Genomic DNA, 14,222 nt, shown 5'->3' with positions numbered 1-14,222 from the left:
TTCTGTCGTTTAAACGCAGATCATCTAATGTTAAATTACGGTGATCTGCCGATGTGGTACAAAGCAAAAGGGTAAAAATGTCATCTCCGCTGTTTCATAAAGTTGCATTTATTGGACTAGGCCTGATTGGTTCAAGTTTGGCGCGTGTTATTCAAGCGCAAGGTTTAGCTGAACACGTTGTGGCATCCACACGTTCGAAACAAACTTTACTCGATGCACAAGCCTTAGGCCTGATTCAGCATGGTTACGCATCGCCAGAGCAAGCTGTAGTCGACGCAGATTTGGTGGTGTTGGCCTTGCCAGTGCAAGCGACTGAAAAAGTCTTGCAACTGATTCAACCATATTTAGGTGCCAACACGATTTTAACCGATGTGGGCAGCACCAAAGGCAATGTGGTCGAGGCGGCAAAGCGCGTATTTGGTGATGCTTTACCACTCGGTTTTGTACCGGGACATCCCATTGCAGGCAGCGAACATACTGGCGTACATGCCGGAAAAGTTGATTTATTCGCCAATCATAAAGTCATTTTAACGCCGTTGCCAAGCAGTGCCGATTGGGCAGTCCAAAAATTGACGTCACTATGGCAGGCGGCTCAAGCGGAAGTGATTTGTATGGATGTGCAAAAACACGATGAAGTGTTGGCGCATACCAGTCATTTACCGCATTTAATGGCGTTTAATTTGGTCGAGCAGTTGGCGAATCGTGAAGATAATTTAGATATTTTTCGTTATGCAGCCGGTGGTTTTCGCGATTTTTCGCGTATTGCTGCCTCAGACCCAAAAATGTGGCATGACATTTTCTTTGGAAACAAAACCGCTATTTTAAAAGCTGTAGATGGCTTTGAACAACAGCTTGCAACCATTCGCCAATTGATTGAAGATGATCATTCAGAACAATTAATGGGTTTACTTGAGCATGCTCAAGCAGCTCGCCAACATTTTAACCATATGCTTGCCAAAAAAACTGTATCGGAGGCAAAAACCGTGACACAGCGCTTTACTATTCAGCCACAACAACATCAATTTAAAGGAACGTTTAGTGTTCCTGGAGATAAATCGGTGTCACATCGCTCTATTATGTTTGGTGCGATTGCCGAAGGCACAACCCATGTCACTGGCTTTTTAGAAGGTGAAGATGCGCTTGCGACCTTACAAGCTTTTCGCGATATGGGCGTGGTGATTGAAGGACCTGAAAATGGTGAAGTGGTCATTCACGGTGTGGGAATGCACGGTTTAAAAGCCCCTGAAAAAGCCTTATATATGGGCAATTCAGGCACCAGTATGCGTCTGCTTTCTGGCATATTGTCGGCACAAAAGTTCGACACAGTCATGACTGGCGATGCTTCATTGTCAAAACGCCCAATGGAGCGAATTGCAAAACCATTGCGCAGCATGGGGGCACACATTCAAACCACTGGTGAAAAGGGAACACCACCGGTGAGCATTACTGGAAATCAAGTCTTAAGCGGAATTCACTACGACTTACCTATGGCCTCTGCTCAAGTTAAATCGGGTATTTTATTGGCCGGCTTATGGGCTGAAGGTGAAACATCAATTACTGAACCTGAACCTACGCGCGACCACAGTGAACGAATGTTACGTGCGTTTGGTTATGATGTGAAAACACAAGGTAACCGCATTTCACTGCAAGGTGGCGGCAAGTTGGTTGCAACCAATATTCAAGTGCCGTCTGATATTTCATCGGCTGCGTTTTTTATGGTGGGTGCGGCCATTTGTGAAAATGCCGATGTCACCTTAGAAGCTGTTGGCATTAACCCAACCCGTACTGGGGTGATTGAAATTTTAAAAGCCATGGGTGCAGACCTTGAAGTGTTGAATGAACGCATTGCCGGTGGCGAACCGATTGCAGACATTCGTATTCGTGGTACACGTACGCTTAAAGGCATCCATATGCCAGAAGACCAAGTCCCATTGGCGATTGATGAATTTCCGGCATTGTTTATTGCCGCGGCATGCGCCGAAGGGCAAACCATTTTAACGGGTGCAGCAGAACTTCGCGTGAAAGAGTCGGACCGCATTCAGGTGATGGCAGATGGCTTGTTGGCGATGGGCATTGACTGTACGCCAACTGAAGATGGCATTATTATTGAAGGAAAAGGTAAGTCCGGTGATTGGTCACCTATTTTTAAAGCGGCAGAAATTGAATCTCATCACGATCATCGTATTGCCATGAGTTTTAGTATTGCAGGTTTACGTGCAGCAGAAGAAATTAGCATTATTGGCACAGAAACCGTTGCGACCAGTTTTCCAACCTTTACCCAATTGGCAAATCAGGCTGGTTTAAGTATTTTAGTGTCTGAATAAGCCGTTTCAAAGCCAACAGATTAAACAACGCCAAGCTGAAACGCTTGGCGTTGTTGTTTTTAAACCAAAATACGCATTAAGCGAGCAGATTCTAATCTGTGCTTTAAAATACTTTGGTGTATAGTCAAAACTTGCTTTAAACGAGAATAAACCATGAATACTGCTGTTGATTTGATTCAGCTTCATCCACAAAAAGTGTGGGCGCATTTTTCAACGTTATGCCAAATTCCAAGACCATCAAAAAAAGAACAACAATTACGCCAACATTTACAAGATTGGGCGACTGCGCGTGGCTTAGAAACTTATGTTGACACGATTGGCAACTTGATTATTCGTAAGCCTGCAACACCGGGTATGGAACAGGCAACGGGCGTCATTTTGCAAGGGCATATCGACATGGTTACCCAAGCCAATCGCGGTACAGTGCATGATTTTAACAAAGACCCGATTCAACCGATTTTAAAAGATGGCTGGCTTATTGCTGAAAATACCACCTTAGGTGCCGACAATGGCATTGGTGTGGCTTTGGCTTTAGCGGTTTTAGACAGCGATGATTTGGTGCATGGCCCGATTGAAGTGCTGTTAACGGTGGATGAAGAAGCTGGCATGAGCGGTGCGCGGTATTTAGAAAAAGGCATTTTACACGGCAAATGGTTGTTTAATATCGACACCGAAGAATGGGGGCAGTTATATTTAGGCTGTGCCGGTAGCCAAGATATCGAAGTGGCTGAAAGCTTGCAATATCAACCCATTGATTCAGAGTATCACGTGGTTGAAGTGCAAGTGTTGGGTTTAAAAGGTGGTCATTCTGGGGTGGATATTCACTTAGGCCGTGGCAATGCCAATTTAATTTTGGCTCAATGTTTAGCACAGCATTTAGCGCCGTTAGGTGCAAAATTGATTGAATTTTCGGGCGGAACTGCGCGCAATGCTTTAGCCCGTGAAGCGGTGGCTAAAATTGCCATCAGCCCAGAGAAAATCACCTACTTGAACTTGTTGTTAGAGCAGACACAACAACAGTGGCAGCAAAAATTAGCAGGCATTGATGATGGCATTGTTTTAAATGCTCAAATTTTAGAAGAAACTGCAACCTGTGTGATTGACCCGAAACAACAACAAACGTGGTTAGCCGCGTTGGCGACTTGTCCTTATGGTGTTGCTCATATGAGTGATACTTTAGAAAATGTGGTTGAAACCTCAAATAATTTAGGCGTAGTTCGTTTAAATGCCAATGGCGCGAGCGCATTGTTGATGGTGCGTTCGATGGTCAATTCCGAACTGCAAGCGCATGTTGCTAAGTTGCAAGCGCATTTTACAGGTTATGGTTTAAGTTCAAACTTAACGGCATTAATTTCTGGATGGGAACCGAATCCAGAATCGGCTGCATTGCACTGTTTGCAACATGCTTACCAAAACAGTTTCCAAATTGAACCTGAGTTAAAAGTCATTCATGCAGGATTAGAGTGTGGCATTATTGCCGAGCATTATCCCGACTTACAAATGGTGTCTTTTGGGCCAGACATTCAAGGGGCGCATGCACCGGGCGAGCGAGTAAAAGTTGATACTGTGGCGCAGTGTTGGACATTACTGACCGCAGCATTGGCGTCAGTGCCAGTTGTATAGTATTCGGTTTTATCCTGAGTTGATCGACTGTGGTCAACTCGGGTTTTACTAAAATTGACCAAAACGTAAATCATCTTTTTCTATTTAAAATAAAAGCGATTCATTGCTACTGAAAAAAGTCTGAATTGATTGGAGAATGGTGTTGAAAAGGAATCTTTATATTGCCTTATTGGGCGGAAAGCACGCGCATGCCAATGTAGAAGTTCACGATGTGATTCCTGTCATTTGTACCGATATTTACGCTGCGTTTCCTTATTTAAAGCAACGCTGGTTCGGTTTGGCATCTGGGTTACATCTTGATGCATGGATGAAAATTGATGGTGTCAGCTATCAAGGAATTAATTACAAAATAGAGATTCAACCAACAGCGCCGGTAAACCAAACACTGAAACTATTTTTGGTGAATTTAGGTGCTTATCTGCCCAATCAATTTGGTGAAATACACAAATATTTAATTGTTGCCGGAAAAGATAAAGCAGATGCCAAAGTGCAGGGGAAATTGGCCATCGAACAACAATGGTTTAAGCCGCATACCGATGCAATTGTCGATGTAGACGATTGCTTAGAACTGAATATGTTTAGTCAGGATTTTATTCATTTGCTTGAAGCAGATTTTGAAGACAATATCTATAAAAATGACTATGTACTGATTAAATAGCCACTGAACAGAAAAAACATACTCGAGATTTTCTGTTCATGGCATTTTTTGAACTACTGTATGAAGGGTTGTGAGATTCAGCTAGTTGATGCACTCAAAAATGAATCCAACAAAAATGAACCTCATTCATAGCGGCTTACAGCGTTAAATATTGATTGATCACATGGCGCAGAGGCTTTAAATATCCGGTAAAAAAGTGGTTTGCACCGGGGAAAATAGTAATGGGGTGTTTTTGTGGTTTCGCCCAAATTACGACATCAGACAATAAGGTAATATCATCTTCTTCGCCATGCACAAACAACAAATCGCCGTTAATTTCAGGCGTTTCATAATGTCGTAAACCACGCACATTGGCGGTTGGTAAGCCGCATAAAATCATCTGTGTTGGTCGTTCAAGGTCGGTTAACGCTGCATAGCATTTGGCTAAAACATGTGCGCCAAAACTAAATCCACCAGCATAAAATGGCAACTGCGGGAATTGCGCGCGCAATTGTGAAATGACGGCTAAAATATCATTAGTTTCGCCAAAGCCTTCTTCATGTGGGCCTTCGGTTAAACCTGCACCTCTAAAACTTGGTCGATAAACCAAGCAACCACGTTCGGTGAGCACATTAGATAATAACATGGGAATTTTATGCTGTGCATTGCCGCCTTGTAGCGGGTGCGGATGACACACCACCGCAACCGCACGGATGTCATCTTTAGGATGGTCAACAAAAACTTCAATTTTTCCGGCAGGTCCTTGCAGGAAGATACTTTCAGGCATGGCTGTGTTCTTAAAATAAAATTGGCTTTATTTTACCGATAAATACGATTAAAAACACAAATTGGCATTCATTTAGGCGGGCTGTTATAGTGAACTGAATCAAAAAATTGGGATTATTATGCTCGCGCTTATTTCACCTGCAAAAACCTTAGATTATGAAACTGCATTACCGACCGATGAATTTACTCAGCCACGTTTTTTAACCGATTCGGCAGAATTAATTGAAGTGACACGTCAACTTTCGGCCAGTCAAATTGCAAGCTTAATGAGTGTGAGTGAAAAAATTGCCCAGTTAAATGCCGAGCGGTTCCAAGATTGGCAAGCTGAATTTAGTTTTGCCAATGCACGCCAAGCACTTTTTGCTTTTAAGGGCGATGTATATACGGGCTTAGATGCCTATCATTTGAATGTTTCAGAGATTGAATTTGCCCAAAAACACTTACGCATGTTATCGGGTTTATATGGTTTGTTGCGTCCGCTCGATTTAATGATGCCTTATCGTTTAGAAATGGGCACCAAACTTGCTAATCCACGCGGGGAAAATTTATATCGTTTTTGGGGGGATCAAATCACCCAATTAATTAACCAAGATTTAGCAGAGGCAAACAGTGAATTGCTTTTGAACTTGGCATCGGATGAATACTATAAAGCAGTCAAAGAAAGTAAAATCCAAGCGCAAATCATTAAACCTGTATTTTTAGACCAAAAAAATGGCAAATACAAAGTGATTAGTTTCTATGCCAAAAAAGCCCGTGGTTTAATGGCGCGGTTTATGATTGAACATCAGATTAAACGCGTTGAAGATTTAAAAAGCTTCCAAAGCGAAGGTTATTATTTCGATGCCGAGAATTCATCGCAGCAAGAATTGGTGTTTAAACGAGATGAACAAGCGGTTTAAGGTCAATAATGTGCAGATTTTTTGCCAATATTGGCAAGCATTGTTTGCACAGTTGTCATCGCCCACATGGTCGTTAGCGCAGCATCGGGCATGCTTAGACTTATTAGTGCAAGCATATACCGAGCCGCAACGGGCATATCATCAATGCCAGCATATTGTGGAATGTTTGCAGCAGTTTGAGTTGGTTAAAAATCACCTTAAAGATCCACTCGCCGTACAATTGGCAATTTTCTTTCATGACGTGGTGTATTGGCCGCGTTCTCAAAGCAACGAACAAGACAGTGCGACATGGATGTCTGCGCAATTAGTTAATGCATTGCCGCAAAGCCAACTAGATAAAATCGCAACTTGGATTTTAGCAACGCAGCAGCATGCGTGCGCATCTGATTCCGACCTTGCTTTTTTACTCGATATTGATTTGGCGATTCTAGCGAGTGATGCGGCACGATTTGCTGAATATGAACAACAAATTCGCCATGAATATTCTTGGGTTGATCTGGCAACATATCAGAAAAAACGTGCACAGGTATTGCATTATTTTTATCAGGCAAATCCGTTATATCAAACCCAATTTTTCCAACAACACTATGAAGCACAAGCCAAAATTAATTTAAAGCAAGCCTTGATTTCACTTAACCTAATGCTTTAAACGCTTCAATGGCTCGGACTCGACTGGTCTTTAAATCGACAATTGGCTGCGGATAGCCTAATCCTGCCTTATAACCTTTAGCATAGGGCGCGTGAATGGTTTTATCGTCTAAACTAGCCAGTTCTGGCAGCCATTGGCGTAAATACTCACCTTTAGTGTCGAACTTTTCAGATTGGCTGATTGGGTTAAAAATCCGAAAATATGGCACAGCGTCTGTGCCTGTGGAGGCAGACCATTGCCAACCGCCATTATTGGCAGCCAAATCGCCATCAATTAACTGTTGCATAAACCATTGTTCGCCTTTGCGCCAATCAATCAGTAAATTTTTGCTTAAAAACATGGCACAAATCATGCGTACGCGATTATGCATCCAGCCTGTGGCTTTAAGTTGTCGCATTCCTGCATCCACAATTGGAATGCCGGTTTGTCCATTTTTCCATGCCTCAAAATCTGCTTCATTATTGCGCCATTGCAACTGTTTGGTTTTGGCTTGAAAGGGCAGATGCTTCGAGACTTCTGGAAAATCAAACAAGATATGCTGATAAAACTCGCGCCACAATAACTCATCTAGCCAACATTGTTGTCCGGCATTTTCTGGTGAAAATTGTCCGTGTTGCTTGCCAAATAATGCTTGAAGGCATTGCCGAATCGATAACATGCCAATATTTAAATACGCCGCAAGCTGACTGGTGGCATTTAATGCAGGGAAGTCCCGCAGTTGCTGGTAATTAAAAACATCATCTGCAATGAATTGATCTAATTGCTGCTGCGCATATTTTTCACCTACTGGCCAAAGTTGTTGAACTTGAGCTGAGATATCTAAATAGCCTAAGTCTGACAGTGTTGGGATGCGACTTTGTGCATCGTCCAATGTGAAACTTAAGGCACTTTGTACTGAAATTTCAGGATAACAAGCCGGCAATTGCAGATTCAAGCGCTGATAGCAATTTTGTTTAAACGCACTAAAGACTTTATATGGCTGACCTGATTGATTACGAATGCTTGCAATTGGGAATAGCGTGCGATCTTGATGTAGATAAAAATCAATTTCATGCTGCTGTAAAGCATGCTGACAAAGGGCATCGCGTTGTTGCTCATTTACGGCAAACTCTGCATTGGCATGCACCGCTTGAATTTGAAATTGTTGGCACAGCGCGAGTAAATGCGTTGCCACGTCATTCCACAGTGGAATGGTTTGAATGACCAACGGAATGTTTAAAACATCTAATTGTTGCTTGAGCTGCTGTAATTGGCGCAAGTAAAAATCGATTTTTATAGGGGCATCATCATGTATGCGCCATTGTTCGGGCGATAACACCACATAAGCCAGACATTCAGCGTGCTGTGTGGCGTGCCAAAGCGCGGCGTGGTCAGAAATCCGTAAATCTTGTCGAAACCAAATCAGTTTTTTCATTGAAAGCAATAGCGTGATACATTTAGGGCTAAAAAATAGCATAAAAAAATGGAGCGAGATGCTCCATTTTAGATTTCAGCAAGAAATCTTAGTGGTGATGACCACCTGCGCCATGTACATGACCGTGTTCAAGTTCTTCTGCGCTTGCATCGCGAACTTCAATGATTTCAACATCAAATGTTAAATCTTGACCAGCCAATGGGAAGTTTGCATCAACAATGACGTTTTCGCCTTCAACTGCTTTAACGGTTACAATTTGCACGCCGTCATCAGTTTGAGCTTGGAATTGCATGCCCGCTTCGATGTTTTCAACACCTTGGAACATTTTTGCAGGAACTTCTTGTACTAGGTCTGGGTTGTATTCGCCATAACCTTCCGCTGCAGGAATAGTTACTTTAAATTTATCGCCTACAGTTTTGCCTTCAAGCGCTTTTTCTAAGCCAGGAATGATGTTACCTGCACCGTGCAAATATGCAAGTGGTTCGCCTTGAGATTGGTCAAGGGTTTCGCCTTCAGCATTGGTTAAAGTGTAGTGGAATGAAACCGCGTGGTTATTTGCAATAGCAGTCATGTTAAAAATCCATGTCATGTTGAGGTGACATCATCGTGTTGTAAGTGCTTTAGCAACCTAAAAATTAGATGATGAAGATCTATTGTAATTATCAATGGGGCTAAGATCAAAAAATTCAAGACAAATTTAACAATTAATCGGAAATACTGAGCAATCTATCGCTGTAGAACATTTAAAGCATGCTATAGATTCCGCTGTGAATCCTTTATTATCAGTCGAATTGGAGCGTTTCGCTAATAGGATAAAGTTTCTAACTATGATTCAAGTGTATCATTTGCAAAATTCTAGATCGCAAAGAATTCTTTGGTTGCTTGAGGAGCTTGGCTGTGATTATGAAATTGTGAATGAAGAAGAATTTTAGGTAGTTTGGGTTTTCTTTTGCTATATGCAAGCATTGTGATGTTATTGATCTTAGATTGGAGTTTTGCGGTCAGCATTCCTGAAGCAAGAGCATATAATTTATCTGGTACACGGAATATTTTAACTTTTATTTGTTTGAAATTGATCTACAAAGATCAATTTAAGCAGGATATTAAATTTAATACGCAGCTTGATCATTTAAGAAATCATAGAATAAGTATGGATGAAATAATGGCGTCACTTACGAGCAAAGTGCATTAAATATTTTTTTTAAGAATATTTACTCTCTGTGTTATTAAATAATTTAAAAAGAGTACATATCATGAAAATTAAAACCTTACTTTTATTACCCGCCAGCCTGATTTTGATTGCTGCTGGCTGTGCAGGCATTGGGCCAAATGCAACCTATTATATGGGAGTTGTCTCTTTTAATTATAATCCAACATATTCAACGTATATGGTTACATTAAATAATCATGAAATAGGGGGAGGGTATGGACGATCGATTACTACATCGTCTGTAAAAGTTGGACCACAAACGATTACTTGGAAGGATGCAAAGACAGGTGAGCGACACTTTGCAAAAAATCAAGTGATCATAAGCAAAGAACAATTAAAAGGGAGGAAGTACTTAGCTGTACATTTATATCCAGATGATACGGTAGAAATCACTACCTCTCTAAATTGGCCAATTGCAACTGAAAAGGGTGATATTTGGTATGACAAATTGGACAAGAGTAAATACTGAGGATTGATGATGGTTACAATGGGTCTTCTAAATCGAACAGTTGAAAGTAATATTGATGTTCCTAATAGATCATGTACAGCAAAGCAGGATAATTCGGTTGTGGTGCATATTTCATTTTTTTTTGATTTTGATTTTGATTTTGATTTTGATTTATGCAAGAGATCTATTAAAGAATGATTATACTCCTTATAAAAATAAGGATTTATTTTATAAGGCGATGATTAAAGGTGAGGATTTATATAATGAAGACTCAAAAAAATATATTTTATTGTAGGTGTCGCTGAGGGGGTAATAAAGTTATGAAAAATTATGTCAGGCTATCTCAATCATATTGCAAATAATAATATTATAGATGGAGCAGGTATTTATGATTAATACATTAGATCTCTTGCATAAATCATTTTTACCCAACTCTTATTTTGACTTCCATTTAAAGGAATCGGAATGGTGTTGGTTAAGAGAGTCTGACGAGTTAGCTAAAGAGCTTTGGATACTCATCAGGTAAATATAAATGAAATTTTGCTAGTCTAGAGCCTTGTATTTTGGCTTTTTAGATTTTCAGCCCAAATTTTACTTTAGGCTGAATTTTTTCTGGATATTCGGAGGTAGTATTCAACAAAAATTTTCATTTTTATCGAAATTTGAGGCTTAACCTAACGGAAAAATTTTGGCAGGAAGCACGGCATCTTTAAAGAATGGCAAAATGTGTTTAATCCAAGTCCAAAAACGCTCCCACACGCTGGCTTGTTGCAATTGAGGGTTGTTATCAATGTTTACATCTTCAACCCACTGGTTGTTTTGATAAATTTTGAGGGTCGCCAATTGCATAGTTTGGTTTAACGGTGCTGTTAATTGCTGCTGTTTGAGTTGCACTTGTAAAGTGGTTTTGGTGTCGGTGATGGGTTGTAACAGTTGCCCGTTTAATTTTAAAAAACCGCTGTTTGAATCAAAACTGCCCATATTAATGGCAACAGGTTGGTTATACAGCGAGGTTGTTATAATTTTATTCTGCTCAGGCACAATCGTGTAGCGTTTAATTTGCCCAGACAATACGGGTAGTTCTGCAATAGGTTGTTTGGCTTTAAGTACCACGTCATCGCGGGTGTAGTTGTAGGCCAAGTTCATTAACCGATGAGCAACTTCTGCACGCATGACGGGACTGGTCGTTCCCATAACCACTACAATTAAACGTCGTTCAGGTAAATCTGGGTTCATGTTTTGGCGCTTTGCGGTTAAAGCCAAGTTAAAACCTGCGGCACGAGTAAACCCAGTTTTTAAACCATCGACCGTTGGGTCTTGTGTTAATAAAATATTGGTGGCGTGATGTGCGTGATTATTCCACGAATAAATGGTTTGTTTGGAATAATATAAATAATCTGGATATTGCTGAATTAAGGCATTGCCCAATTTTGCCATATCGGCCGCCGATGAATAATGCCCATCCATCGTAATACCGGCAGGATTGGTAAAGTGCGTATCGGTCATGCCCAGTGCTTTGGCTTCTTGATTCATCATTTCGACAAAATGGGGTAAATCACCGCCAATACGCTGCGCAAGCGTTACAGCCGCATCGTTGGCAGACATCACCACCAAACCAGTCAACAATTGGTCGATGCTAATTTGTTGTCCCGGACGCAAGAACATTTGCGATTCATCGGGTTGAACTACTTTCACTACGTCATTGGCTGTCAGGATATCCGTTCGTTTCAGCTTGCCTGCTTTAATTTCTTTTAAGGTAATGTAGGCCACCATCATTTTGGTTAAAGAGGCTGGGGCGCGTTGTGCATGGCTATTAAATTCAGCAATGGTTTGACCCGACTGCGGATCGAAAATTGTCCATGCTGCGGCAGGTACAGAAGCGGGATCAATATTTAAAATAGCCGCATGCGAAATACCTGTACATAAAAAACTCAGGCTTGCACACCAAGAAATGAAACGTTTCAACGAGAATATCCTAGGGGGAAAGAAAAACACATATTCTATTCATAAGCTTAATTGAAACTTGATTGTTTAATCTTATGAACAGAATGACAGCAGTGCGCCATATTAGAGTAAAAAAGTGCTAAGCTAAAGCTCTGCATAACTTCATCAAGATTAGAATTCTGACTTATGTTGCACTATCAAATAGAGTTTGACGATTATCAACAACATTTAATTCACGTCACCTTGCGTTTTTTGGCCAATCCAACGCAGGTGCTTTGGCTGCCGACTTGGATTCCGGGCAGTTATTTGGTGCGTGAATTTGCCAAGCATATTGAAGCTGTTCGAGCTTATGATGAAGCGGGACGGGTGCTGAAAATTAGCAAATTTGAAAAAAATAAATGGCGCTTATTTAACACCGACCATGAACTGATTACGGTTGAATACGATGTCTATGCGTACGATTTATCGGTGCGGGGCAGTTATGTCGACCAAACCCGTTTATATGTGAATCCTGCCAGTGTCTGCCTTGGCTTGGCCGATCAAGAACATGCGCCGTGTGAATTAGAAGTATTTTTGCCTGAACCGCTTAAACACTTCCAGATGGCCACCGGCATGTTAGCAAAAAGTTTAGTCAAAGGGCGTTTTACCTTAAAAGCTGACAATTACATGCAGTTAATTGACAGTCCATTTGAATTGGCAGAACAAGATCGCTTCGAGTTCGATGCTGAAGGAATTGCACATGAATTTGTGATTTCAGGCAAACACAGCGCGAACTTAACTCGCCTAAAGCAGGATTTAAGCAAAATTTGCCAAACTGAAATTCAAATGTTTGGCTCTGCGCCGTTTAAAAATTATGTGTTTATGACCATGGCCACCGGCAATAGTTACGGTGGGCTTGAGCATCCAAACAGTACCAGTTTAATTACCCCACGCGATGATTTACCGCAAGCCAATGAAACTGAAGAACCTTCAGAAGGCTATCAACGCTTTTTAGGTTTATGCAGCCACGAATATTTTCATTCTTGGTTGGTGAAATTTATTCGCCCTGAAAATTTTGATCACTACGATTTACATAAAGAAAGCTACACATCTTTATTGTGGATTTTTGAAGGATTCACATCCTATTACGACGATTTAATCTTGCTGCGTAGTGGGGTGATTTCGCAAGAATCGTATTTGAAATTGCTTAAAGCACAGATTGACCGTTATTTGCAAAATCCGGGTAAAGCAGTGCAAACGGTTGCCGAATCAAGTTTTGATGCATGGATTAAGTTTTATCGCCCAGATGAAAACACCAATAACGCCGGTACCAGTTACTATAATAAAGGCTGTTTGGTTGCCTTATGTTTAGATTTAGGTTTACGTTTACGTGGTTCTAGTTTAGATGCTTTGATGCGCCGTTTATATGAAAACACGCAACAGGGCATTCAAGTGAATGAGCGTACAATTTTTGAATTATGCCAAGAACTCACAGGCGACGATTGGGTTGAACAAATCAATCACTTAATTAACACCACAGACGATTTACCGCTAGATCAGCTTTTGCCTGAATTTGGTGTGAATTATCAAATTAGCACCCCAAAAACCTTAGCTTTTGGCCTGAAACTAACGGATAAACCTGAAGGTGTTTTGGTGCAACAAGCTGTGCGTGATGGCGTAGGTGCGAATGCAGGGCTTTCCGCGCAAGATGTCATTATTGCGCTTAATGGCTTAAAAGCATCAGAAAAATTGTTGGCGCAATATGCTAAGCAACATGCTGAATTTACGGTGTTGGCTTTCCGCCGTGATGAGTTAATGCAATTTACCTTGAAGGGTGGTGAAACATCTTTACAGGCAGTTGAACTGAACGTGGTGGATGATGCGAAGCTGAAGGCTTGGCTCGATTAAAAGTTAAAAATCCCGCGATTGATCGCGGGATTTTTTATTCAAGTTTGATTTATTTGAGAAGTAAAAACTCAATACAAAAATAATGAAGCTCATTGAAAACCATATTTCGTACGAATAAAATAGTTCAGTATTGCAGATATACATGCCAATAATTGTACTCGTAAAAATATAAAATATTGAAAGTAGGTATTTTTTATCAATATAGACTTTGAATTAGTTCTTTTTATATTAAAAAAAATAAAAAATGGAGTCGATAAAATCACCATAGTTATAACTTGTGGAAAGAATAGTATTCCCATTAAACTATTATCGTATGAAATGACAGGGTATTTGTTTGAAAAAAAGATAGCGAGTAAAATCATCATAAAATGAATGAGAGTGATCAATACATCTCTTGTGAC

The 14,222-nt window shown here is 40.8% G+C and carries 11 protein-coding genes and 1 pseudogene; 8 read left to right on the top strand and 4 right to left on the bottom strand.

Annotated features, from left to right (window positions below):
• Nucleotides 1-77 precede the first annotated feature (77 nt).
• From I2F62_RS07075 to I2F62_RS07065, 3 genes are all read left to right on the top strand, one after another.
• A complete protein-coding gene (locus I2F62_RS07075; RefSeq protein ID WP_324626316.1) occupies nucleotides 78-2,324 on the top strand; it encodes a bifunctional prephenate dehydrogenase/3-phosphoshikimate 1-carboxyvinyltransferase in 2,247 nt (748 codons plus the stop codon).
• 153 nt (nucleotides 2,325-2,477) lie between these two features.
• Nucleotides 2,478-3,947 (top strand): beta-Ala-His dipeptidase, encoded by a 1,470-nt coding sequence (gene pepD, locus I2F62_RS07070; RefSeq protein ID WP_324626315.1) that lies wholly within the window; start codon nucleotides 2,478-2,480, stop codon nucleotides 3,945-3,947.
• Nucleotides 3,948-4,083: 136 nt separating this feature from the next.
• Nucleotides 4,084-4,605, top strand: coding sequence for a DUF1543 domain-containing protein (locus I2F62_RS07065; RefSeq protein WP_324626314.1), 522 nt, complete (start codon nucleotides 4,084-4,086; stop codon nucleotides 4,603-4,605).
• 136 nt (nucleotides 4,606-4,741) lie between these two features.
• Here the strand turns inward: I2F62_RS07065 and I2F62_RS07060 are convergent, their stop codons facing one another.
• The gene (locus tag I2F62_RS07060) at nucleotides 4,742-5,371 is read right to left on the bottom strand and encodes a hydrolase (RefSeq protein ID WP_324626313.1); all 630 of its coding nucleotides are present in this window, start codon (nucleotides 5,369-5,371) and stop codon (nucleotides 4,742-4,744) included.
• A 118-nt stretch (nucleotides 5,372-5,489) separates the two neighbouring features.
• Here I2F62_RS07060 and yaaA point away from each other — a divergent pair, with 118 nt between their 5' ends.
• Both yaaA and I2F62_RS07050 read left to right on the top strand, forming a co-directional pair.
• On the top strand, nucleotides 5,490-6,269 hold the full coding sequence (gene yaaA / locus I2F62_RS07055; RefSeq protein ID WP_324626312.1) for a peroxide stress protein YaaA: 780 nt from the start codon (nucleotides 5,490-5,492) through the stop codon (nucleotides 6,267-6,269).
• On the top strand, nucleotides 6,253-6,918 hold the full coding sequence (locus tag I2F62_RS07050; RefSeq protein WP_324626311.1) for a metal-dependent hydrolase: 666 nt from the start codon (nucleotides 6,253-6,255) through the stop codon (nucleotides 6,916-6,918). The genes yaaA and I2F62_RS07050 overlap by 17 nt, the downstream gene beginning before the upstream one ends.
• Here the strand turns inward: I2F62_RS07050 and I2F62_RS07045 are convergent.
• Both I2F62_RS07045 and I2F62_RS07040 read right to left on the bottom strand, forming a co-directional pair.
• Entirely contained in the window at nucleotides 6,902-8,332 is a 1,431-nt protein-coding gene (locus I2F62_RS07045) for a cryptochrome/photolyase family protein (RefSeq protein ID WP_324626310.1), read from the bottom strand. The genes I2F62_RS07050 and I2F62_RS07045 overlap by 17 nt on opposite strands.
• A gap of 88 nt (nucleotides 8,333-8,420) precedes the next feature.
• The gene (locus I2F62_RS07040) at nucleotides 8,421-8,903 is read right to left on the bottom strand and encodes a peptidylprolyl isomerase (protein WP_324626309.1); all 483 of its coding nucleotides are present in this window, start codon (nucleotides 8,901-8,903) and stop codon (nucleotides 8,421-8,423) included.
• Between the two features lie 682 nt (nucleotides 8,904-9,585).
• On the opposite strand from I2F62_RS07040, the gene I2F62_RS07035 reads away from it, so the two are divergent.
• Together I2F62_RS07035 and I2F62_RS07030 are read left to right on the top strand one after the other, a co-directional pair.
• On the top strand, nucleotides 9,586-10,011 hold the full coding sequence (locus tag I2F62_RS07035; protein WP_324626308.1) for a hypothetical protein: 426 nt from the start codon (nucleotides 9,586-9,588) through the stop codon (nucleotides 10,009-10,011).
• Between the two features lie 403 nt (nucleotides 10,012-10,414).
• Nucleotides 10,415-10,516, top strand: a pseudogene (locus tag I2F62_RS07030) (IS1595 family transposase); the annotation flags it as partial.
• A 143-nt stretch (nucleotides 10,517-10,659) separates the two neighbouring features.
• On the opposite strand, the gene I2F62_RS07025 reads toward I2F62_RS07030, so the two are convergent.
• On the bottom strand, nucleotides 10,660-11,955 hold the full coding sequence (locus tag I2F62_RS07025) for a D-alanyl-D-alanine carboxypeptidase family protein (RefSeq protein WP_324626307.1): 1,296 nt from the start codon (nucleotides 11,953-11,955) through the stop codon (nucleotides 10,660-10,662).
• A 165-nt stretch (nucleotides 11,956-12,120) separates the two neighbouring features.
• On the opposite strand from I2F62_RS07025, the gene I2F62_RS07020 reads away from it, so the two are divergent.
• Entirely contained in the window at nucleotides 12,121-13,821 is a 1,701-nt protein-coding gene (locus tag I2F62_RS07020) for a M61 family peptidase (RefSeq protein WP_324626306.1), read from the top strand.
• The last annotated feature ends 401 nt before the right edge of the window (nucleotides 13,822-14,222 follow it).

It is taken from the genome of Acinetobacter sp. MD2(2019), from assembly GCF_035615615.1.
In the GTDB taxonomy this organism is placed as follows: domain Bacteria; phylum Pseudomonadota; class Gammaproteobacteria; order Pseudomonadales; family Moraxellaceae; genus Acinetobacter.
This window is presented reverse-complemented; position numbering and strand designations above follow the sequence as displayed.